Annotated in this window: 21 protein-coding genes; 9 read left to right on the top strand and 12 right to left on the bottom strand. The window is 68.2% G+C overall.

The features are described 5' to 3' along the window. Positions 1-200 (bottom strand): hypothetical protein (locus ACKTTN_RS13925; RefSeq protein WP_407910497.1); only part of this gene is annotated, 200 nt, incomplete at its 3' end. Between ACKTTN_RS13925 and ACKTTN_RS13920 the strand changes: the two genes are divergently transcribed. Continuing rightward, entirely contained in the window at positions 199-645 is a 447-nt protein-coding gene (locus ACKTTN_RS13920) for a DUF192 domain-containing protein (protein ID WP_407910496.1), read from the top strand. The two genes, ACKTTN_RS13925 and ACKTTN_RS13920, sit on opposite strands and share 2 nt — an antisense overlap. A 3-nt stretch (positions 646-648) precedes the next feature. Here the strand turns inward: ACKTTN_RS13920 and ACKTTN_RS13915 are convergent, their stop codons facing one another. After that, positions 649-840: a rubredoxin gene (locus tag ACKTTN_RS13915; RefSeq protein ID WP_407910495.1), complete on the bottom strand. Its 192-nt coding sequence runs from the start codon at positions 838-840 to the stop codon at positions 649-651. 61 nt (positions 841-901) lie between these two features. Here ACKTTN_RS13915 and thiE point away from each other — a divergent pair, with 61 nt between their 5' ends. From thiE to ACKTTN_RS13900, 3 genes are read left to right on the top strand one after another with little or no spacing between them, the layout of a single operon-like run. Continuing rightward, positions 902-1,543: a thiamine phosphate synthase gene (gene thiE, locus ACKTTN_RS13910; protein ID WP_407910494.1), complete on the top strand. Its 642-nt coding sequence runs from the start codon at positions 902-904 to the stop codon at positions 1,541-1,543. Then, a complete protein-coding gene (hemL, locus tag ACKTTN_RS13905) occupies positions 1,540-2,823 on the top strand; it encodes a glutamate-1-semialdehyde 2,1-aminomutase (RefSeq protein WP_407910493.1) in 1,284 nt (427 codons plus the stop codon). The genes thiE and hemL overlap by 4 nt, the downstream gene beginning before the upstream one ends. Further along, positions 2,820-3,434, top strand: coding sequence for an HAD-IA family hydrolase (locus ACKTTN_RS13900; RefSeq protein WP_407910492.1), 615 nt, complete (start codon positions 2,820-2,822; stop codon positions 3,432-3,434). The genes hemL and ACKTTN_RS13900 overlap by 4 nt, the downstream gene beginning before the upstream one ends. Here ACKTTN_RS13900 and ACKTTN_RS13895 read toward each other — a convergent pair. The 4 genes from ACKTTN_RS13895 to ACKTTN_RS13880 form a co-directional block, all read right to left on the bottom strand. Further along, positions 3,419-4,654 (bottom strand): aspartate aminotransferase family protein, encoded by a 1,236-nt coding sequence (locus ACKTTN_RS13895; RefSeq protein WP_407910491.1) that lies wholly within the window; start codon positions 4,652-4,654, stop codon positions 3,419-3,421. The two genes, ACKTTN_RS13900 and ACKTTN_RS13895, sit on opposite strands and share 16 nt — an antisense overlap. Before the next feature lie 114 nt (positions 4,655-4,768). Next, positions 4,769-5,188: a VOC family protein gene (locus ACKTTN_RS13890; protein WP_407910490.1), complete on the bottom strand. Its 420-nt coding sequence runs from the start codon at positions 5,186-5,188 to the stop codon at positions 4,769-4,771. A 9-nt stretch (positions 5,189-5,197) separates the two neighbouring features. Beyond that, positions 5,198-6,010, bottom strand: a complete 813-nt coding sequence (locus ACKTTN_RS13885; protein WP_407910512.1) for an SDR family oxidoreductase — start codon at positions 6,008-6,010, stop codon at positions 5,198-5,200. A 74-nt stretch (positions 6,011-6,084) separates the two neighbouring features. Next, on the bottom strand, positions 6,085-6,759 hold the full coding sequence (locus ACKTTN_RS13880) for a protein kinase family protein (RefSeq protein ID WP_407910489.1): 675 nt from the start codon (positions 6,757-6,759) through the stop codon (positions 6,085-6,087). Between the two features lie 70 nt (positions 6,760-6,829). Between ACKTTN_RS13880 and ACKTTN_RS13875 the strand changes: the two genes are divergently transcribed. Continuing rightward, positions 6,830-8,815, top strand: coding sequence for a bifunctional DedA family/phosphatase PAP2 family protein (locus ACKTTN_RS13875; RefSeq protein WP_407910488.1), 1,986 nt, complete (start codon positions 6,830-6,832; stop codon positions 8,813-8,815). Between the two features lie 24 nt (positions 8,816-8,839). Here ACKTTN_RS13875 and mpl read toward each other — a convergent pair whose 3' ends face one another. From mpl to ACKTTN_RS13860, 3 genes are read right to left on the bottom strand one after another with little or no spacing between them, the layout of a single operon-like run. Next, positions 8,840-10,237, bottom strand: a complete 1,398-nt coding sequence (gene mpl, locus ACKTTN_RS13870) for a UDP-N-acetylmuramate:L-alanyl-gamma-D-glutamyl-meso-diaminopimelate ligase (RefSeq protein ID WP_407910487.1) — start codon at positions 10,235-10,237, stop codon at positions 8,840-8,842. A 40-nt stretch (positions 10,238-10,277) separates the two neighbouring features. After that, entirely contained in the window at positions 10,278-10,658 is a 381-nt protein-coding gene (locus tag ACKTTN_RS13865; RefSeq protein ID WP_407910486.1) for a lysozyme inhibitor LprI family protein, read from the bottom strand. A 20-nt stretch (positions 10,659-10,678) separates the two neighbouring features. Continuing rightward, a complete protein-coding gene (locus tag ACKTTN_RS13860; RefSeq protein ID WP_407910485.1) occupies positions 10,679-11,257 on the bottom strand; it encodes an adenylate kinase in 579 nt (192 codons plus the stop codon). 114 nt (positions 11,258-11,371) lie between these two features. Between ACKTTN_RS13860 and ACKTTN_RS13855 the strand changes: the two genes are divergently transcribed. Together ACKTTN_RS13855 and ACKTTN_RS13850 are read left to right on the top strand one after the other, a co-directional pair. Beyond that, a complete protein-coding gene (locus ACKTTN_RS13855; RefSeq protein ID WP_407910484.1) occupies positions 11,372-12,628 on the top strand; it encodes a 6-phosphofructokinase in 1,257 nt (418 codons plus the stop codon). Between the two features lie 75 nt (positions 12,629-12,703). After that, the gene (locus tag ACKTTN_RS13850) at positions 12,704-13,576 is read left to right on the top strand and encodes a hypothetical protein (protein WP_407910483.1); all 873 of its coding nucleotides are present in this window, start codon (positions 12,704-12,706) and stop codon (positions 13,574-13,576) included. 68 nt (positions 13,577-13,644) lie between these two features. Here ACKTTN_RS13850 and ACKTTN_RS13845 read toward each other — a convergent pair whose 3' ends face one another. Beyond that, positions 13,645-14,142 carry a hypothetical protein gene (locus tag ACKTTN_RS13845; protein ID WP_407910482.1) on the bottom strand — a complete coding sequence of 166 codons (498 nt, stop codon included), beginning with the start codon at positions 14,140-14,142 and terminating at the stop codon, positions 13,645-13,647. Between the two features lie 204 nt (positions 14,143-14,346). Between ACKTTN_RS13845 and ACKTTN_RS13840 the strand changes: the two genes are divergently transcribed. Together ACKTTN_RS13840 and ppa are read left to right on the top strand one after the other, a co-directional pair. After that, positions 14,347-16,410, top strand: coding sequence for a sodium-translocating pyrophosphatase (locus ACKTTN_RS13840; RefSeq protein WP_407910481.1), 2,064 nt, complete (start codon positions 14,347-14,349; stop codon positions 16,408-16,410). A 220-nt stretch (positions 16,411-16,630) separates the two neighbouring features. After that, complete coding sequence (ppa, locus tag ACKTTN_RS13835) at positions 16,631-17,179, top strand: inorganic diphosphatase (protein ID WP_407910480.1); 549 nt, start codon at positions 16,631-16,633, stop codon at positions 17,177-17,179. A gap of 53 nt (positions 17,180-17,232) precedes the next feature. Here the strand turns inward: ppa and ACKTTN_RS13830 are convergent, their stop codons facing one another. Further along, a complete protein-coding gene (locus tag ACKTTN_RS13830; protein ID WP_407910479.1) occupies positions 17,233-18,198 on the bottom strand; it encodes an aspartyl/asparaginyl beta-hydroxylase domain-containing protein in 966 nt (321 codons plus the stop codon). After that, positions 18,195-20,180 carry a sulfotransferase gene (locus ACKTTN_RS13825; RefSeq protein WP_407910478.1) on the bottom strand — a complete coding sequence of 662 codons (1,986 nt, stop codon included), beginning with the start codon at positions 20,178-20,180 and terminating at the stop codon, positions 18,195-18,197. Before ACKTTN_RS13825 ends, ACKTTN_RS13830 begins: the two co-directional genes overlap by 4 nt. Between the last annotated feature and the right edge of the window lie 52 nt (positions 20,181-20,232).

Here is a 20,232-nt window from a genome sequence, read left to right as displayed (position 1 = left end):
ACCCGGTGATCGACTTTTTTCTCTTCGCTTCCGAAGCGTGCCGCGTTCGCGGCGCGCCCTTCAGCGGGGCCGCGCATTGTGCACATGGCCTCGACGTTTGGGAAGAGGCAATTTGCGCTCGCGTACGACGCATTCATCGCCACTTGACCGTTGCGGGCGCGTACCGGAACGTCGTCCGCACTTTTCGGAGGCGATGCCATGAACAAGGGATGGATGTTGTCGCTCGTACTACTGTTGGCGACGGGTTGCGCGAGCGGCCGCGACGCGTGGGTGGAGCTCAACGGCAAGCGGTATGCGGTGGAACTGGCCAACACCGAGGAATCGCGCGAGCGCGGGCTGATGTTCCGCGACGAGATGGCAGCAGACCACGGCATGCTGTTCCTCCACGACCGCGAGGAGCCGCTCGCGTACTGGATGAAGAACACGAAGATTCCGCTCGACATCCTGTACTTCGACACCGGCCGCAAGCTCGTCTCGCAGCAGCGCGACGTACCTCCCTGCACGCTCGGCGACGCATGCCCGCCGTATCCGAGCGGCACGCCCGCGCGTTACGTGCTGGAACTCAATGCCGGGCAGGCAGAGCAGCTGAAACTGGAGAACGGTGCCGAGCTGAAGCTCGGGCCCGCGATCAGCCCGCTCAAGTAACGATCAGACTTCGGTCATCTCGAAGTCGTCCTTGGTGACGCCGCAATCCGGGCACGTCCACGTGTCCGGCACGTCCGCCCAGCGCGTGCCCGGTGCGATGCCTTCTTCCGGCAGCCCCTTCGCCTCGTCATAGATGAAGCCGCAGACGACGCACATCCAGGTGCGGAACGGGGCGTTTTCTGCGGGCGTCGACATGGGCTGATAATGCGTGGCTTGCGGGCCCGCATTGTCCCACCCGCTCCTCTTCGCGGAAAGCATGTCTCCCATCCTGCCGCTGTGGCCGCGTCGCGGCCTGTATGCGATCACGCCCGACGACCCGGACACCGGACGCCTTATCGCGCGCGTTGCGCCGGTGCTCGCTGCCGGTGCTGCAGTCCTGCAATACCGCAACAAGACCGCGGACGCCGCGCTACGTCGCGAACAGGCGCTCGCGCTGCTGCCAGTGTGTCGCGACTACGACATTCCATTGGTGGTGAACGACGACTGGCGACTCGCCGTCGAGATCGGCGCCGACGGCGCACATCTCGGCGGTGACGACGGCGACCTGCGCGACGCGCGACGCGCGTTCGGCGACGACGGCATCGTTGGCGCGTCCTGCTACGACAGCCTCGACCGTGCGCGACACGCGGCGCGTGCAGGCGCGAGCTACATCGCATTCGGCGCGTTCTTTCCGTCCGGCACCAAGCCCAACGCACGCCGTGCGTCGCCCGACCTCCTGCGTGACAGCGCCACACTCGGCCTGCCGCGCGTCGCGATCGGCGGAATCACCCCCGAAAACGCGCGCGCCGTGATCGACGCCGGCGCTGATCTCATCGCCGTGATCGGCGGCCTTTTCGAATCCCGCGACCCGCAGGCCGCGGCGCGCGCCTATATCGACTGCTTCGAGGATCCCGCATGAACCACACGATTTCCGAGCGCCTGTTCGCGCGCGCATCCGAGCTGCTTCCGGGCGGAGTCAATTCGCCCGTGCGTGCGTTCCGCTCGGTGGGCGGCACGCCGTTCTTCGCGCAGCGCGCGGAAGGTGCGTATCTGTTCGATGTCGACGGCAACCGCTATGTCGACTACGTCGGGTCGTGGGGGCCGATGATCGCGGGCCATGCGCATCCGCGCGTGCTCGAGGCAGTCGAAAGCACGATGCGCAACGGCCTGAGTTTCGGCGTTCCGAATCCGCTGGAAGTCGACATGGCCGAAGCGATCACGCGCATCGTGCCGAGCTGCGAAATGGTGCGCATGGTCAACTCCGGCACGGAAGCGACGCTGTCCGCGATCCGCCTTGCGCGCGGCGCGACGGGCCGCACACGCATCGTCAAGTTCGAAGGCTGCTACCACGGCCACGGCGACAGCTTCCTGGTGAAAGCCGGCAGCGGCGTCATGACACTCGGCCTGCCGAACTCGCCGGGCGTTCCCGCCGCACTCGCCGATCTTACGTTGACGCTGCCCTACAACGATTTCGACGCCGCGACCGCGTTGTTCGACAGCACGGGCGACGACATCGCCGCGCTCATCATCGAGCCCATCGTCGGCAATGCGAACTGCATCCTTCCGCGCGACGGCTATCTGCAGCATTTGCGCGAGCTGTGCAGCCGGCACGACGCAATCCTGATCTTCGACGAGGTGATGACGGGCTTTCGCGTCGCGCTCGGCGGCGCGCAGCAGCGCTACGGCATCACGCCGGACCTGTCGACGTTCGGCAAGATCATCGGCGGCGGCATGCCGGTGGGTGCGTACGGCGGTCGCCGCGACCTGATGCAGCAGATCGCGCCCGCCGGTCCGATCTACCAAGCCGGTACGCTGAGCGGCAATCCGGTCGCGATGGCGGCGGGCCTTGCGACGCTCGATCTCATCCAGGCGCCCGGTTTCCACGATGCACTGGAACGCAGCACACACGCCTTGTGCGACGGGCTCGAAGCGGCCGCGCGCGATGCCGGCATCGCGTTCCACACCACGCGCGCACCGGGCATGTTCGGCCTGTATTTTCGCGAAGGCCCGGTGGAAACGTTCGAGGACGCGAAGGCTTCCGACACCGCGCGCTTCAACCGCTTCTTCCACGCGATGCTCGAACGCGGCGTCTACCTCGCGCCGTCGGCGTTCGAAGCAGGCTTCATATCGAGCGCGCATGGCGACGCGGAGATCGCGCATACCCTCGCTGCCGCGCGCGAAGCGTTCGCGACGCTGTGAGTTCGACGCCGTCGCTGGTGCTGTTCGACCTCGACGGCGTACTCGTCGATTACGACCGCGCCGCGCGCGTTACGCATCTGGCGCGCGCGATCGGCGTCGAGGATGGTGCGGTGTGGGCCGCGCTGTTCGGTAGCGGCCTCGAAGATCGCTTCGACGCGGGCTCGATCGAAGCCGACGACTACCTTGACGCGCTCGGTGGGGCATTGGGTACCAGCGTCAATCGCGCGGTATGGGCCGACGCGCGCCGTGTCGCGATGCGGATGGACCCGGCGCTGCCTGCACTGCTCGCGCGTGTTCACGCGCGTTGCGACATCGCAGTGCTGACCAACAACGGCGGCCTGCTCGTCGACCTGCTGCGGGAGATCGCGCCTGCGCTCGCTGCCGCGTTCGGTGACCGCGTGCTGTGCAGTGCGCGGCTCGGTGCGCGCAAACTGGTTGAGTGCGTCTATCTCGACGCCGTGGAGTCGCTCGGCCATGCGCCGGCGTCGACGCTGTTCGTCGACGACTCGATCGCGAATGTCGAAGGCGCGCGACGCGCGGGATTGCAGGCCGCGCACGTAGCTGCGCCGAACGTCCTCGCCGGCGTGCTCGCCGCTTACGGCCTCGGCTGAGCGACGACGAAGTCGCGCAACGCGCGACCGAGGCGATTCAGGCCTTCGGCAACATCCTCATCGCCGATGTTCAGCGCCGGAACGAAACGCAGCACATCCGGCCCCGCCTGCAACAGCAGCAGACCGTGGTCGACGCAGCGGTCGAGGATTTCCGACGCGCGACCAGCAAAGGCCGGTCGCAATTGCGCGCCGATCATCAAGCCGCGGCCACGCACGTCGTCGAACAGGCCGAATTCACGGTCGCATGCGGCGAGCGCGTCGCGAATCGCGGTCGCCTGCTTCGCGACGTTGCCCAGCACGGCGTCGGACGACAGCTCGCGCAGCGCAGCGAGCGCGACCGCGGCCGCGAGTGGATTGCCGCCGAACGTGGTGCCGTGTGCGCCGAATTGGAGCGTCTCCGCGGCATCCGGGCCGGCGAGCATCGCGCCGATCGGAAAGCCGCTGCCAAGCGCCTTGGCGAGCGATACGACGTCCGGCCGCACGCCGTAGTCCTGCCACGCGAACAACCTGCCCGTTCGCCCCATGCCGCACTGGATCTCGTCGAACATCAGCAGCGCGCCGTGCGCGTCGCAGAGCTCGCGCAGCGCGGCGAGGAATTCCGGCGTCGCCGGCATGACGCCACCCTCGCCCTGCACCGGCTCGACGAGCACCGCGCAGACGTCGCCCGCAGACATCGCTTCGCGCGCGGCGTCGATGTCGTTGAAGCGTGCGTAGCGGAAGCCCGGCGGCAGCGGCTCGAAGCCTTCCTGGTATTTCGGCTGCGCGGTCGCGGTGACCGTCGCGAGCGTGCGGCCGTGAAAGCTCCCCTCGAAGGTAAGAATGGTGCGGCGCGACGGTTCGCGCCCCTTCGACGTCGCCCAGCGCCGCGCGAGCTTGATCGCCGCTTCATTGGCTTCCGCGCCGGAGTTGCACAGGAATACGCGCTCGGCAAACCCCGAGGCTTCGACCAGCGCTTCCGCCAGTCGCAGCGGCGGCTCCGACACGAAGACATTGCTGGTGTGCCAAAGCTTGGACGCCTGCGCGGTCAGCGCTTCGACCAGCGGCGGATGTGCATGGCCGAGTGCGTTGACCGCGATGCCGGCGCCGAAGTCGACGTACTCACGGCCGTCGCGATCCCAGACGCGTGCGCCGCGACCGTGGTCGAGCACGATGCGGCGCGGACGATAGACGGGGACGTAGTAGCGGTCGGCGAGGCCGAGCAGCGAATCGGAATCGGACATCGGTATGGACTTCGGAACGCCCACTCGGCGCGCCGGCATTGTCGTCGATCGGCGCGGACGGCGGCGCGACGCAGACCGCGTTCCGCCGCTACACAGCGTCCCGCGCTGCGTGCGTCACCAGACGCCGGTGTTAGCCATCGATGCCCACGGCTCCTGCGGCGCGAGGCGCTCGCCGCGCTGCAGCAACTCCACCGAGATCAAGTCCGGCGAGCGCACGAACGCCATGTGGCCGTCGCGCGGCGGGCGGTTGATCGTGTAGCCCATCGACTGCAGGTGCGCGCACGTCGCGTAGACGTCGTCGACCGCGAACGCGAGGTGGCCGAAATTGCGCGCGGTGCCGTAGTCCTCGGTGTCGTAGTTCCAGGTCAGCTCGATCTCCGATTCCGGGTTCTCCGGCGCGCCGAGATAGACCAGCGTGAAGCGGCCCTGCGGATAGTCTCGACGGCGGTTCTCGACGAGGCCGAGCCCGTCGCACCAGAAACGCAGCGAGGCGTCGAGATCGCGGACGCGGACCATGGCGTGCAGGTATTTCATGGGCTCACCTCAGAGGAACAGGTCGGGCAACAGGGGCTGCGAAGGATCGACGGCGTAGCGTGCGAAGTCGGTGACGCCGGCATCGCGCAGCACGTCTTCGTCGATGAAGAAGCGGCCGGTGGCCTCGCGCGCCGGGCGCGTCAGGATCGCGTGCGCCGCGTCGGCGACGATCTCGGGGCGACGGCACTTCGCGGGATCGACGCCCGGGATCATGTTGATCGCATCCGTCGCGATGATCGTCTTCGGCCACAGCGCATTGATGGCGACGCCCTGCTCGCGGAACTCGGCGGCCAGGCCGAGCGTGACGAAGCTCATGCCCATCTTCGCCAGCGTGTACGCCGCATGCGGGCCCCACCACTTCGGATCGAGGCTCGGTGGTGGTGCGAGCGTGAGTACGTGCGGATCCGGCGACTGCAGCAGCTGCGGCAGGCAGGCCTGGGTGACGAGGAACGTGCCGCGCGCGTTGACCTGCTGCATCAGGTCGAAGCGTTTCATCGGCGTGTCGAGCGCGCCGCGCAGCCAGATCGCGCTGGCGTTGTTGACGAGGATGTCGATGCCGCCGAACGCGTCGGCAGTGGCGGCGACGGCCGCGCGCACCTCGTCTTCCTCGCGGATATCGCACTGGAGCGCGAGTGGCTGGCCGCCGGCGCGCGCCACTTCCTCGGCGACGGTGTGGATGGTGCCCGGCAGCTTGGGATTGGGGACGTTGGACTTGGCGACGATCGCGACGTTGGCGCCGTCGCGTGCGGCGCGCAGTGCGATCGTGCGTCCGATGCCGCGCGAGGCGCCAGTGATGAAGACGGTCTTGCCGGAGAGGGTCATGGTCATCGTGGTGTCGTCGAAACGGAGAGCGTGGCCCGGCTGCCGCAGTGCACCGGGATCATGGATGCGGGACGTCAGGGCTTGGGTCCCTGCCCTTCGTTGTCTTCCCAGCGCAGGACGCGGCGTGTGATGAAGCGGTACGCGTGCTTGCCGGTGGCGAACCAGAATTCGCGCACCCAGGAGCGGCGCTTGAGCACGCGACGCTCGATCGGCGTGAGCGCGTCGGGGCAGTACGTGCGCTTGTGCTTGAGCAGGTGGCGCAGGTCCTCGCGCGCCAGCAGGCGGATCCACTTCGATCGCGCGTAGCCGCGGCTGGCGAGCTGGAAATCGATGACCGCCGGCGAGCCGTCGTCGAGCACAAGCCAGTTCGCTTCCTTGGCGAGGTCGTTATGCGCCAGCCCGCGACGATGCAGCCGCTGCAGCAGGCGCCTTGCGTCGCGGAAATAGACGACGTCGCCGCGCGGCGGCCGCTGGTACATCGCGGCGCCGCTCATGTAGCTGCGATCGAGCCGTCGCCCATCCCAGCGCAGCAGCTGTGGCACGGCGTCGAGTCCGCGCACCGCCTCGAGACCGCGCGCCTCGCGTCGCGCCAGCCACCACGCCGGCAGCCGCAGCCATAGCGGCACATGCGCGAGGTCGCGGCGCACGAACACGCGCTCGCCGTCGCGCATGAGCGCGATGCGTCCGAAGCTGTCGGCCTTCAGCGCGGCGATTTCGACCGGCGCGACGGTGGTTGATGCGGCATCCATCGTGCGAAGTGTACGGGTCGCGTCGTCGCGGCCGCTTCCGATCACACGGCTGCTCGCCATAATCGGCCGGATGACGTCTGCTTGGCTCAGCTCCGCCACCGCCTGGATCAGCGCGCATCCGCTCGCCGCGGGTGCGCTGATCTTCCTCGTCGCGTTCTGCGACGCCGTGATCGTGCTCGGCATCGTGGTGCCCGCGCTGCCGCTGCTGTTCGCGGTCGGTACGCTGATCGGGCTCGGCCATGTCAACGGGCCGTACGCGGTGGCGAGCGCGGCGATCGGCGCCTTCGTCGGCGATGGCATGAGCTACTGGATCGGCCGACGCTGGGGGCCGCAGCTGCGCACGCGCGGCCCGTTCGCGCGCTGGCCGCAGTGGCTCGAGCGTGGCGAAGCGATGTTCCGTCGCCATGGCACCAAGAGCATCTTCATCGCGCGATTCATCGGCGCGGTGCGGCCGTTCGTGCCGGCGATCGCGGGAATGCTGCACGTGCCGACGGTCCGTTACCTGGTGCCGAGCGCGATCGCCTGCGTCGGCTGGGCGATCGCGTTCCTCGCGCCAGGCTGGCTGCTGGGTGCGTCGTACGAGGCGGTGGAGGCGGTCGCGGATCGTCTTGCCCTGGTGCTCGGCGCGCTGCTGGTCGCGGTCGCGGTCGCGTGGGCCGTCGTGCTGTACACGTGGCGCTGGTTTGCGGGGCACGCCGATTCGCTGCTGGCGCGATTGCTGTCGTGGTCGCGGCGGCATGCGCTGCTGGGTCGCTACGCCGTCGCGCTGGTCGACCCGAACCGGCCGGAATCGCCGTCGCTGCTGATGCTCGCCGCGTGCCTGCTCGGCATCAGCTGGGTGTGGTTTTCGCTGGTGGCGCTGCTGCTGGCGAACGGCGGCCCGCTCGGCATCGACTACCGCGTGCACGACCTGATGATGTCGCTGCGCAATCCGCTGGCCGATCGCCTGATGGCCGCGCTCGCGAGCCTCGGCGACGCGCAGGTGCTCGGGCCGGCGGCGGCGGTCGCACTGCTCTACCTGACGTGGCGACGTCGCTGGATGGCGGCTGCGCACTGGCTCGCGGCGGTGGTGTTCGGCCTCGCGCTGACCACGATGCTGCAGGCGGTGGTCGACATGCCGCGTCCGCCGACCGCGCCGCCGGGATTCGGCTTCCCGTCCGCCGAAGTCACGATGATGACTGTGGTGCTCGGCTTCTTCGCGGTGCTGATCGCGCGCGAACTGCCGGGCCGTCGCCGCGTCTGGCCCTATCTGCTCGCCGGCGTGCTGACCACGCTGGTCGGCTTCGCGCGGCTGTACCTCGGCGCGCACTGGACCAGCGACATCGTCGGCGGCACGGTGTTCGGCATTGTATGGCTGCTGGTGCTGGGCCTTGCGTATCGACGCCACGTCGCGCGTTCATTCTGGATGCGCCCGCTCGCGACGTTGTTCTACGTCGCGCTGCTGGTCGCCGCGCTGTGGCACGCGCCGCGCGCATCGGCCCCGTTGCTCGCGCGCTTCACACCCCCCGAGGCGACGCTGGTGCTTGACGGAAACGGATGGTGGACGCGTGACTGGCGCCTGCTGCCCGCGACGCGCGACGACAACGCGGGACGCAGCGGCTGGCCACTGAACGTGCAGGTGGCCGGCGATCTCGCGCCGGTGCAGCGTGCGCTGCAGGCAGGCGGCTGGCGCGCGCAACCGCAGGCGGACTGGAAATCGGTGCTCGGCCTGCTGGACGACGACATCACGCCGCAGCGCCAACCCGTACTGCCGGCGAGCTACGGCGCGCGTGCCGAAACCCTGCTGATGGTCCGCGATGGCACGCGTTTCGACGAACGCTTCGTGCTGCACATCTGGCCCGCGCCCGCACGCCTGGCCGATGGCACGCCGCTGTGGGTGGGCAGTGCGCAGCGCCTGGTGCTGACACGTCCGTTCGACGCGTTCGCGTTGTGGCGCCCGCAACCGTTCGTGCCGGCGGATGCGCAACCCGTATTCGATGCGCTAAGCACGCTGCCGGCGCAGACGCAGACGGCCGCCGATGGCACCACTGTCCTCCGGGTGCGGACAACGCGCTGAGCGTCGACGGAGCGACGCAACGACCTAGCCGGCCGGCAATACGCCTTCCGCGCGCAGAAGTTCGACAAAGCGACGCGGCGCGCCGTCGAAGCCGCCGTTCGACATGAACACCACGTGGTCGCCGGGATGCACGCGGCCGCGCAGCTCGCGCATCAGCGTGTCGACGTCCGGCACCGTGAGCCCATCGCCACGCAGGGCGCCAACCACCTTGGTCGCGTCCCATGGCAGTTCAGGGCGATGCAGGAACACCACCACGTCCGCCTGCGCCAACGATGGCGCAAGTGCGTCGGAATGCGCGCCGAGGCGCATCGAATTGCTTCGCGGCTCCATCGCGACGGCGATGCGCGCGTCGCCGACCTTGCTGCGCAGGCCTTCGAGCGTGGTCTCGATCGCGGTCGGGTGATGCGCGAAGTCGTCGTACACCGCGACATCGCCGACGACACCAACGACTTCCATTCGGCGCTTGACGCTCTTGAAGCGTGCGAGCGCCGGGATCACCTTGCGCGGCTCGACGCCGACCGCATGCACGGCAGCGAGCGCCGCCAGCGCATTCATGACGTTGTGGCGACCGAGCAGCGACCAGTGCACCTCGCCCTGCTCCTTGCCCTGGTGCAGGACCACGAACTTCGAACCGTCGGGTTCGGTCAGGCGCGCGGTCCAGTCGAACGGCTTCGCGTTGACGTCCGCATCGGCCAGTCCGAACGTTTCCACCGGCGTCCAGCAGCCCATCTCCAGCACTTCGGAAATGCGCGCGTCTTCGCCGTTGACGATCAGGCGGCCGCGACGCGGCACCGTGCGCACCAGATGGTGGAACTGGCGCTGTATCGCGGCGACGTCCGGAAAGATGTCGGCGTGGTCGAACTCGAGATTGTTGAGGATCGCGACCGTCGGCCGGTAGTGCACGAACTTGCTGCGCTTGTCGAAGAACGCGGTGTCGTATTCGTCCGCTTCGACGACGAACTCCTTGCCGGTGCCGATGCGCGCTGACACGCCGAAATCCTCGGCGACACCGCCGATCAGGAAGCCCGGGTCGCGATGCGCGGCTTCCAGCAGGAATGCGAGGATGGTGGTGGTCGTGGTCTTGCCGTGCGTGCCGGCGACGGCGATCGTCTCGCGGCCCGGCAGCACGTTCTCGGCCAGCCATTGCGCGCCGGAGGTGTAGTCCATCTGCGCGTCGAGCACGTGCTCGACCGCCGGGTTGCCGCGCGACAGCGCATTGCCGACGACGACCTGGTCGCAGTCTGCGTCGATCCATTCCGGCGAATAGCCTTGGGCGAGCTGGATGCCGAGCTGCTCGAGCTGCGTCGACATCGGCGGATAGATCGCCTGGTCGGTGCCCTGCACGTCGTGGCCGAGCTCGCGGGCGAGCGCGGCGACGCCGCCCATGAACGTGCCCGCGATGGCGAGGATATGGAGCTTCATAGGGAATCCGTCATGCGGTCCCCGGCGACGCGGGGACGGGTCAAGGCGTGGCGAGTCGGCTGTTGCGGCAGCCCGAGCTCACGCATTCGCGCACGCGATCCTGCAGGAAGCGGGTGCGCTCGATGGTGGTCCGCGTCGCGCAGTCGAGGTCGACATAGAAGCCGTCGTCCTTGTGCAGCGAGCATTCGTCGTTGCGCTGGCGCATCCACGCCAGCTGGCCGCTCTTCAGCGCGGACTTGCCGGCTGCGTCGAGCTTGCCGTTGAGCGCCTTGTACGCGGCGTTGAGGTCGACGTCGGCCTGCTGGTAAACCTTGTTGAGGCAGTACAGGCCGTCGAAATCATTGCTGACGCGGTCGCAGGCCGAATTGGCGAATGCGGCGCCGGACACGGCGAACAGCGCGACGGCGATGAATCCTTTCATGTGCATCTCCTTGTGAAAAATCAGCCGACTTCCTTCACCGGCGCGATCGTCTCGACGATGCGGGTGAACACGTCGTCCAGCGAACCCACGCCGTCGACGACCTTGAGCTGGCCGTGCTGGCGGTAGTACTCGACGACCGGCGCGGTCGAGTCGTTGTAGATCTGCAGGCGCTTGCGCACCGATTCCGGCGAGTCGTCCTCGCGGCCTTCGGCCTTGGCGCGGCCGGCGATGCGCTCGACCAGCAGTTCGGTCGGCACGTCGAGGAATACGGCGTGGTCCATCGGCTGGCCGATGCGCGAGAGCAGCGTGCCCATGGCGTCGGCCTGCGCGAGGTTGCGCGGGTAGCCGTCGAGGATGAAGCCGCCGCGGGTGTCCGGGCGCGAGAAGCGGTCTTCGAGCATGCCGAGCAGGATGGCGTCGCTGACGAGCTCGCCGCGCGCCATGACGGCCTTGGCTTCCAGGCCGAGCGGGGTGCCGGCGGCGACTTCCCCGCGCAGCAGGTCGCCGGTGGAGATGTGCGGTACCTGCAGGTGCTCCCTGAGCCTCGCGGCCTGCGTGCCCTTGCCCGAGCCCGGGGCTCCCAGAAGTACCAATCGCATTCGTCGCTCCTGAAGGATCTCTCCGGCACGTTCGCGGCCGCTGCACGCGGCCCGACGCCGTTACCGGCATGATGGCGGCAGCTTACCGCATACCACCCCGAATCCTCGACTCCCATGGCCGCTGGAACCCTGCTTTACGCCCAGTCGGGCGGCGTCACCGCCGTCATCAACGCCACCGCTTCGGCCGTCATCCAGGCCGGCCGCCAGCACGGGGTCCGCGTGCTCGCCGGTCGCAACGGAATCCTCGGCGTGCTGCGGGAGGAACTGGTCGACACGACCTCGCTGTCCGCCTCGACGGTGAAGGCGCTGGCGCAAACGCCGGGCGGCGCGTTCGGGTCCTGCCGCTACAAGCTCAAGTCGCTCGACGCCGACCGCGCGAAGTACGAGCGGCTGATCGACGTGTTCCGCGCCCACGACGTGCGCTGGTTCCTCTACAACGGCGGCAACGATTCGGCCGACACCGCGCTCAAGGTGTCGCAGCTCGCCGCCGAGTTCGGCTATCCGCTGACCTGCGTCGGCGTGCCGAAGACGGTCGACAACGACCTCGCGGTGACGGACACGTGCCCGGGTTTCGGCTCGGCCGCCAAGTACACCGCGGTGTCGGTGCGCGAAGCCGCGCTCGATGTCGCGGCGATGGCCGAAACGTCGACGAAGGTTTTCGTCTACGAAGCAATGGGCCGGCATGCGGGTTGGCTCGCCGCGGCAGGTGGACTTGCAGGCCGCGGTGTCGACGACGCGCCGCATCTCATCCTGTTTCCGGAGCGTGCGTTCGACGAAACCGCGTTCCTTGCGAAGGTGCGCGAGGTGGTCGAACGCGTCGGCTATTGCGTCGTCGTCGCCAGCGAAGGCATCCGCACTGCCGACGGCACGTTCGTCGCCGACGCGGGCGCCGGCAAGGATGCGTTCGGTCACACGCAGTTGGGTGGCGTTGCGTCGCTGCTCGCCGCGCGCGTCAAGGACGCGCTGGGCTACAAGGTGCACTGGACGCTGCCCGACTATCTGCAGCGTTCCGCGCGACACCTCGCGTCGGAAACCGATCTGAAGCAGGCGCTCGCAGTGGGGCGCGCGGCGGTCGACTACGCGATGAAGGAACGAAACGCGGTGATGCCGGTGATCGTGCGCATGAAGGATCGTCCGTATCGCTGGACCGTCGCGCCCGCCGCGCTGTCGGATATCGCGAACCACGAACGCACGATGCCGGACGACTTCATCCGCGACGACGGTTACGGCATCACCGATGCAGCGCGTCGCTACCTCGAACCGTTGATTCGCGGCGAAGCGCCGCCGCCGTACGGACGCAACGGCATACCGAAGTACGCGCAGGTGGATGCGGTGATGGTCGAGAAGAAGCTCGCACCGTCGTCCGCCTGATCTCATCGGTTAGGCTTCGCGTCCGCGCTGGGGAGCGCGGGGCGAGACATCGCCACCATCCAATCAGGGGATTTCATGAAGAAGACCATGCTGCTGGCCGCGGCACTGTTCGCGGCCGGCTCGGCCCATGCCAAAGACAAGCTGATCACGCTCGCGCCAGCCGACGCTGCGCTGCTGAAAGACAAGACGATCGCGCTGACGGTGCACGAGAGGCCGAGCTTCGTCGCGATGACGGCAGGCAAGGCGACGTTCGGGCTGTTCGGCGTGGCCGCCATGGTCGGCGCCGGCAACAAGCTGGTTGACGACAATCACGTGCAGGACCCGGCCGTGGTCGTCAGGGAGCAGCTGGGCAACGCGCTGCAGACCGAGTACGGCGCGAAGCTGCTGCCGATCGACGCCACGCCGACGAAATCGGAAAAGGCCAAGGATCTTGCAGCACTGCACGCCGACGCCGACTACGTCCTCGACGTGCGCTCGGGCGGCTGGAACTTCGCGTATTTCCCCACCAGTTGGGGTACCTACTGGGTCGGCTACAGCGTGCAGGTGCAGCTGGTCGACGCGAAGACCGGACGCCAGGTATCGAACGCGGCGTGCAACGCGAATACGCACGACCACGCAAACCCACCGAGCCGCGAAGAGCTGCTTGCGAACAACGCGCAGCTTCTGAAGGACGTCACCACGGGCCTGGGTTGGACCTGCGTGCAGTTGCTCGCGCACGATCAGTTCGCACTGGCGACCGGCCACGTCGCTGCCACTCCCGCCGCGTTTGTCGACGCGCTCGCCGCACGCACGCCGGCGGCACCGACGCCGACGGCAGCCGCAACGTCCGAAGCGCCGGCGGCGACGCCCGCAGCTACGGGAACCGAAGGCGCCGCCGCGCCGGCCGCAACGCCCGACGCCGGGGTCGCCCCGGAAGCACAGCCTGCAAAGGAAAACGGCAACGGCTGACTGGTTGCTGCCTATGCATAGAAGAACGGGGCCGCATCGCGGCCCCGTTTCGTTTCACCGGTCGAACATCAACCGCACGCCTTGCCCTCGATCGCCACCTTCGCCGTGTACGCCGGCGTCGGCGCTGCCTTGGCGGCGTTGGCCTTCGCATCCTGCAGGTAGAGCCGCGCGCGGCCCTGGGCGTCGAGCTGCATCGACTTCCCGTCCGACGGCAGGCGCCAGATCTCGACGACGGCCTGCAGGCCGGGGCAATCCTTCGACGGAATGCGCACCACATCGTTGAGTTTCCAGCCGGTCGACTCGCTCGGCTTGGCCTTCTCCGGATTCAACAGGCGCGCGCGCGCCTGGCAGGTCGGGCTGCTGCGCACGGGAACGAACTTGTAGGGCGAGGCGGCGTCGCCGGTGAACGTGCCTTCGAGCCACGCACAAGCTTCGGGGATGGCGCGGGCGAGATGGGTGACGCCATTCGCCTGCGGCGCGCCTACCGGGCGCTTGATCTCCGGCGTCGCGGCGGCGGCAAGGCCCGTCGCCAGCACGAGGAACGACGAAAGGACGGCTGCGCGCATGGATTCGGTCTCCGGTCGAATGGCGGCGAGCCTCGCATGCCCGCACTGAACCGGGCGTTCACCACGCGCTGCCGCACCGATCACGCAGCGCAACATTTCTTGTCGCAATGCCTGTGCCATAGTCCGGCGGTCCGTGCGGTCGAGGCCGCCAGGGGCTCAAAACACCGTTGTCCGATGTCCACTTTCTAGTTTGGGGAGGGGTTCATGCTGGAGCAGTACGGTTTGACACTGGCGCTCGTCTGCGCCGTGGTCGCGATCCTGTACGGGATCATCTCGGCGCGCTGGATCAGCGCGCAGCCCGCCGGCAACGAACGCATGCAGGAGATCGCGGGCGCGATCCAGGAAGGCGCGCGGGCCTATCTCAATCGCCAGTACATGACGATCGCGGTCGCAGGCGTCGTGCTGTTCGCGTTGATCGGCATCTTCCTCGGCTGGCCGACGGCGATCGGCTTCCTGGTCGGCGCGGTTCTCTCGGGCGCGGCCGGCTACATCGGCATGAACGTGTCGGTACGCGCAAACGTGCGCACGGCCGAAGCCGCGCGTCGCGGCATCGGTCCGGCGATGGACGTCGCGTTCAAGGGCGGCGCGATCACCGGCATGCTGGTGGTCGGCCTCGGCCTGCTCGGCGTCGCGGGTTACTTCGCGGTGCTCCACCTGCACATGGGCTACAGCGAGGATCAGGCGCTGCACGCGCTCGTGGGGCTCGCGTTCGGCAGCTCGCTGATCTCGATCTTCGCGCGCCTGGGCGGCGGCATCTTCACCAAGGGTGCGGACGTCGGTGCGGATCTCGTCGGCAAGGTGGAAGCGGGCATCCCCGAGGATGATCCGCGCAACCCGGCGGTGATCGCGGACAATGTGGGCGACAACGTCGGCGACTGCGCAGGCATGGCGGCCGACCTGTTCGAGACGTACGCGGTCACGGTGATCGCGACGATGCTGCTCGGCGGCCTGATGGCGGCGGACGCCGGTCGCAACGCGGTGCTGTATCCGCTGGTGCTCGGCGGCGTGTCGATCATCGCGTCGATCTTCGGCACGTTCGTGGTCAAGGTGAAGGAAGGCGGTTCGATCATGGGTGCGCTGTATCGCGGCGTGATCGTGTCCGCGGTGCTCGCCGCGATCGCGTTCTTCTTCGTGACGCAGCAGCTGATGGGCGACACCAAGTACGGCGCGATGTCGCTCTACTACTGCGCGCTGATCGGCTTGGCGCTCACCGGCGCGATCGTCTGGATCACCGAGTACTACACCGGCACGCAGTACAAGCCGGTGCGGCACGTCGCGCAGGCGTCGACCACCGGCCACGGCACCAACATCATCGCGGGCCTCGGCGTGTCGATGAAGTCGACGGCGATGCCGGTGATCGCGGTCTGCGCGGCGATCTGGGGCGCGTTCCACTTCGCGGGGCTGTACGGTATCGCGATCGCGGCGACGTCGATGCTGTCGATGGCGGGCATGATCGTGGCGCTCGACGCCTACGGCCCGATCACCGACAACGCCGGTGGCATCGCGGAAATGAGCGAGCTGCCGAGCGAAGTGCGCGCGGTCACCGACCCGCTCGATGCGGTCGGCAATACGACCAAGGCGGTGACCAAGGGCTATGCGATTGGCTCGGCCGCGCTCGCGGCACTGGTCCTGTTCGCGGACTACACGCACAACCTCGACGTCGCCAACGCGGCGCGCGCGTTGGCCGCGGGCGTGGCGGCGGTGCCGATCACGTTCGACCTCTCCGACCACTACGTGATCATCGGGCTGCTCATCGGCGGCCTGATCCCCTACCTGTTCGGCGCGATGGCGATGGAGGCCGTGGGTCGCGCGGCCGGTGCGGTGGTGGAGGAAGTGCGCCGGCAGTTCCGCGATATCCCCGGGATCATGGAAGGCACCGGCAAGCCGCAGTACGACAAGGCGGTCGACATGCTGACCAAGTCGGCGATCAAGGAAATGATCATTCCGTCGCTGCTGCCCGTCGCGGTGCCGATCGTGGTCGGCCTCGTGCTGGGCCCGAAGGCGCTCGGCGGCCTGCTGATCGGCACGATCGTCACCGGCCTGTTCGTCGCGATCTCGATGACCACCGGCGGCGGCGCGTGGGACAACGCCAAGAAGTACATCGAGGACGGCCACTTCGGCGGCAAGGGATCGGAGGCGCACAAGGCCGCGGTCACCGGCGACACCGTCGGCGATCCCTACAAGGACACGGCGGGCCCGGCGATCAATCCACTGATCAAGATCATCAACATCGTCGCGCTGCTGCTGGTGCCGCTGCTCGGCAACTGATCGTCCTCATGCGGAACCTCGGGACGGCGGCCAACAGGCCGCCGTCTTCTTTTTGCGCGACGCGCGCCGCCGCGGCGGGCGCCCTGTTCATGCGCCGTCCGCCGTGCTGACGGCGGACCACCCGGGCACGCGCACCGTTCGCGCCGCCTATAATCCGCGCCCTCCCCCCAACCCCACCGCGGCCCTCCGGGCCCGGACCAGCACGTCGGAGCACCAAGCAATGGGCCTGGACCTCGTCCCCACCGGCAAGAATCCGCCGGACGAAATCAACGTCATCATCGAGATCCCGAAGGACTCGGAGCCGGTCAAGTACGAAGTGGACAAGGAAACCGGCGCGATCTTCGTCGACCGCATCCTGTCCACGCCGATGCGCTACCCGTGCAACTACGGCTACGTCCCGCACACCGTCTGCGGCGACGGCGACCCGGCCGACGTGCTGGTGATCCTGCCGCTGACGCTGGTGCCGGGCTCGGTGATCCGCTGCCGCCCGGTTGGGGTGCTGAAGATGACCGACGAAGCGGGTTCGGACGAGAAGATCCTCGCGGTGCCGATCACCAAGGTGTTCAACGGCTACGCGCAGCTCGAGGACATCGAGCAGGTGTCGACGCACTGGCTCGAGCGCATCGGCCACTTCTTCGAGCACTACAAGGATCTCGAGAAGGGCAAGTGGGTGAAGATCGAAGGCTGGGGCAACGCCGCCGAAGCCAAGGCGATCATCGTCGACGCGATCAAGCGTTACGACGATGCGGCGGACAAGCCGAACTACTGATCGCGCGGGTCCGGCGCGTGATGCGAAAAGGCCGCCTTCGGGCGGCCTTTTTCTTACGCCATCGCCGGCATCGGCCGTCCGCCCCCGGGCACGCGCACCGTGGAGCGGCCGAGCATCATCGCCACGCCGTCGATCCAGCGAGTCTCGTTGCGCAGCGCCACGTCCGCCGCCCAGGGGCGCACGTCGGTGATGTAGCCGTCGAACAGGGCGCGGAACGCGGGTCGCGCCGGCATGGCGTCGCCGTGCTGCGCCCACAGCCCCTGCCAGGCCTGCAACAGGCGTTCGGTTCGCTGTCGAAGTGCGTCGAGCTGCGGGTGCGGCAGCGCCTCGCCGAGCAGGAACTCGAGGTGATGTCGCAGTTCCCAGGGCGTCATGACATCCGGCACGTTGCGCGTTTCGAACGGCAGCACCGGCGGCACGACGCCGTCGAGCGGAACATCGGCGACCGGCCACGCCTCGCGCGGCTCGTCATGGCGACGCGCGCGGTCGACCAGCGCTGCAAAGCGCTCACCGCCCACCGTGTCGCAGACGAGATGGATGCGCGACGCGGTCGCGTCGTTGAAGACGCGATGCTGCCGCCAAGTATCGAAGATCCAGCACTCGCCGGCGGCCATGTTGATGGTGGCGTCGCCGCATTCGAAGCGCACGGTCGGCTGCGTCACGATCGGCACGTGCACGCGCACGCGCTCGGCCCAGTAGTAGCCCTGGTCGACGTGGCGCTTCACCTCGGCCTGCCCGGCGAGGCGCATCAGTCGTGTGCGCCCGACGGTCGCGCCGATCGCGTGCAGCACACGAACGAGCCGCGGGCAGCGCTGCAAGGCAGGCGTCGCCGCCATCGCACCCGCAAATGCCTCGTTCGCAGGATCGCCGCCAACCGCGACCAGCGGAAGCATGGAATTGCCGGCGAAACCCTGCGGATGCGGCCGCCACGCGTCCTCGCCCAGCGCATCGATCTCGCGCGCGAGCGCCGCGGCGTCGAACCGCAATGGCAGCTGCAGGAACGGTGCGGGAAGCTTCATGCGGACGGTTCCGATCCGAAGTAGCGTTCGGCGCGTTCGATGGTGGACTGCAGACCCGGCAGCACGCGACTGATGGCGGCTTCGTGTTTGCGCCACTTGTCGGGGTCGGGCTTGGTCAACGTGGTCTTCGACAGTGGCAGCGCGTCGAGCACCACGTCCCAACCGAGCCCGGCCGATGCAGTGACGCGCTGCATTTCGGCCTGTGGATTCGCGAGGAACTCGTGGTAGCGCACGGTGGTGACACGATCGCGTGGCAGGTCGGCGACGTCGTCCAGCAGCGTGTTCATCGTGCACGCCCACTGATACGCCGCGATCTCCTCGATCGGCTTCCCGTCCAGCGAACGCCAACCCGGTACCAGCAGCATCGACCACGGAAGCCCATTCCAACCCGGCAGTGTCGGATACGTGCGGAATTTCCCCGACTGCCATGCCTCGATCATGCTCGCCAGCACTTCGTTCGGACGGCGATACAGCAGCACGTAGTGGGCGTCCGGAAACGCGCGGCGCAGGAAAGGAACGCGCAGACTGTTCTTCGGCGTCTTCTCCAGCAGCCGGACGACATCGTGACGCGGCGGAACGCCGTCCCGATCGCGCATTTCGGCAGCGAAATTGGCCTTCAGCGCCTCGATCACCGCAGGCGTCGCGTCGTCGCCAGTGAGGCGGTTCGAATCGAAGCCGCGATCGGCAGGTTTGAGACCGGGCAGGCTTTCGAACGTGCGATGGCTTTCGCGCCCGATCGTGTAGACGTCCGGCGCGCGCGCAAGGGTTTCGAACAACAGGGTCGATCCCGAGCGCGGCGCGCTGAGCACGATGACCGGGCGATCGAAGCGGATGTTCGAGCGGGCCGCCGGTGCGGGAGGCGCTGGCGCGGTGGGTCGTGGCGCGACTGCGACCGCACCCGCGCTTGCAGCTGGGCGCGGCGTCGATGTCGGGCCGAACTGGAACATCGGATTGAAGTTGCCGCCGATGCTCCGCGTAGCCGCGGGCGCAGCCGCTCGCGGTGCCTGTGCCTGGGGCCGCGCGGCTGCCGCAACGGGTGCTGCGGCTCGCGTTGATGCAGCGACGAGATTCATCGTCACGATAGCGTGCAGCGCCTTCGTGAGCAGCACGTTGTTGCGCATGCGGATCGTGTCGAACGGCGTCGCTGCCATGCGCATGCGATCGCGAGCCGCGCGATATGCATCGAGGCCGCGGCCGCTGTCGCCGTGCAGCGCCCACAACGCCTGCCATTCGCGCAGGAACGGCTGCATCGCGTCGCGAACGAAACGATCGAGCGACTCCGACGAAGCGGCTTCGCCCACGAGGAACTCGAAGTGCGTGCGCGCTTCCCACGGCGTCATGACCGTCGGAAGGTTGTACGACTCCAGCTGCAGCGCGACGGGCTCCGGCCTCGGCGCGACAAGTCGCGGCGTCCAGCCTTCGCGCTGTTCGTCATGTGGACGCGCATCGCGCATCAGCTCCCAGAATCCCGGGCCACCCACGGTGTCCGCGACCAGGTGGATGCGCTGGCGATGATCGTCGTTGTGCACGTTGTGCCGGCGCCAGGTGTCGAACGTCCAGCACTCGCCCTCGCGCATGTTGAGTTCCTGGCCATCGCAGACGAAGCGCACCGTGGGCTGCGTCACGATCGGCACATGGATCCGCATGTGCTCGCGCCAGTAGTAATTGATGTCGACGTGCGGCGTGACTTCGGCCTGGCCGGCGAGGCGCATCAGGCGCGAGCGTCCCCACACCGCGCCCAGGCTGTGCATCACCTGCATCAGGTATGGACACGCGAGCAGGTGCGGCGTCGGCCGCATCGGGCCGTGCACGTCATCACTGGCGGGATCACCGTCGACGCTGATCAGCGTGAGCGCGTCGTTGCCGGCGAAGCCCTGCGGGTGCGGGCGCCAGACATCGGGGCCGAGCGCTTCGATCTCGCGCGCGAGGACGCCGGCGTCGAACGACACCGGCAGTTGCAGAAAAGGATGCTCGAGCTTCATCGGGACGTCCGGACCGCGGTCCCGGCCATTCTAGGCCCGGCCCGTCGCGTGG

The organism is Lysobacter claricitrinus (assembly GCF_045866565.1).
GTDB classification, from domain to species: Bacteria; Pseudomonadota; Gammaproteobacteria; order Xanthomonadales; family Xanthomonadaceae; genus Cognatilysobacter; species Cognatilysobacter claricitrinus.
This window is presented reverse-complemented; position numbering and strand designations above follow the sequence as displayed.

Excerpts from the sequence above, each read along its gene's own strand:
- ACKTTN_RS13920 (WP_407910496.1), top strand. The coding sequence starts at position 199 with ATGAACAAGGGATGGATGTTGTCGCTCGTACTACTGTTGGCGACGGGT.
- ACKTTN_RS13915 (WP_407910495.1), bottom strand. The coding sequence starts at position 840 with ATGTCGACGCCCGCAGAAAACGCCCCGTTCCGCACCTGGATGTGCGTC.
- thiE (WP_407910494.1), top strand. The coding sequence starts at position 902 with ATGTCTCCCATCCTGCCGCTGTGGCCGCGTCGCGGCCTGTATGCGATC.
- hemL (WP_407910493.1), top strand. The coding sequence starts at position 1,540 with ATGAACCACACGATTTCCGAGCGCCTGTTCGCGCGCGCATCCGAGCTG.
- ACKTTN_RS13895 (WP_407910491.1), bottom strand. The coding sequence starts at position 4,654 with ATGTCCGATTCCGATTCGCTGCTCGGCCTCGCCGACCGCTACTACGTC.
- ACKTTN_RS13890 (WP_407910490.1), bottom strand. The coding sequence starts at position 5,188 with ATGAAATACCTGCACGCCATGGTCCGCGTCCGCGATCTCGACGCCTCG.
- ACKTTN_RS13885 (WP_407910512.1), bottom strand. The coding sequence starts at position 6,010 with ATGACCCTCTCCGGCAAGACCGTCTTCATCACTGGCGCCTCGCGCGGC.
- ACKTTN_RS13880 (WP_407910489.1), bottom strand. The coding sequence starts at position 6,759 with ATGGATGCCGCATCAACCACCGTCGCGCCGGTCGAAATCGCCGCGCTG.
- ACKTTN_RS13875 (WP_407910488.1), top strand. The coding sequence starts at position 6,830 with ATGACGTCTGCTTGGCTCAGCTCCGCCACCGCCTGGATCAGCGCGCAT.
- mpl (WP_407910487.1), bottom strand. The coding sequence starts at position 10,237 with ATGAAGCTCCATATCCTCGCCATCGCGGGCACGTTCATGGGCGGCGTC.
- ACKTTN_RS13865 (WP_407910486.1), bottom strand. The coding sequence starts at position 10,658 with ATGAAAGGATTCATCGCCGTCGCGCTGTTCGCCGTGTCCGGCGCCGCA.
- ACKTTN_RS13860 (WP_407910485.1), bottom strand. The coding sequence starts at position 11,257 with ATGCGATTGGTACTTCTGGGAGCCCCGGGCTCGGGCAAGGGCACGCAG.
- ACKTTN_RS13855 (WP_407910484.1), top strand. The coding sequence starts at position 11,372 with ATGGCCGCTGGAACCCTGCTTTACGCCCAGTCGGGCGGCGTCACCGCC.
- ACKTTN_RS13850 (WP_407910483.1), top strand. The coding sequence starts at position 12,704 with ATGAAGAAGACCATGCTGCTGGCCGCGGCACTGTTCGCGGCCGGCTCG.
- ACKTTN_RS13845 (WP_407910482.1), bottom strand. The coding sequence starts at position 14,142 with ATGCGCGCAGCCGTCCTTTCGTCGTTCCTCGTGCTGGCGACGGGCCTT.
- ACKTTN_RS13840 (WP_407910481.1), top strand. The coding sequence starts at position 14,347 with ATGCTGGAGCAGTACGGTTTGACACTGGCGCTCGTCTGCGCCGTGGTC.
- ppa (WP_407910480.1), top strand. The coding sequence starts at position 16,631 with ATGGGCCTGGACCTCGTCCCCACCGGCAAGAATCCGCCGGACGAAATC.
- ACKTTN_RS13830 (WP_407910479.1), bottom strand. The coding sequence starts at position 18,198 with ATGAAGCTTCCCGCACCGTTCCTGCAGCTGCCATTGCGGTTCGACGCC.
- ACKTTN_RS13825 (WP_407910478.1), bottom strand. The coding sequence starts at position 20,180 with ATGAAGCTCGAGCATCCTTTTCTGCAACTGCCGGTGTCGTTCGACGCC.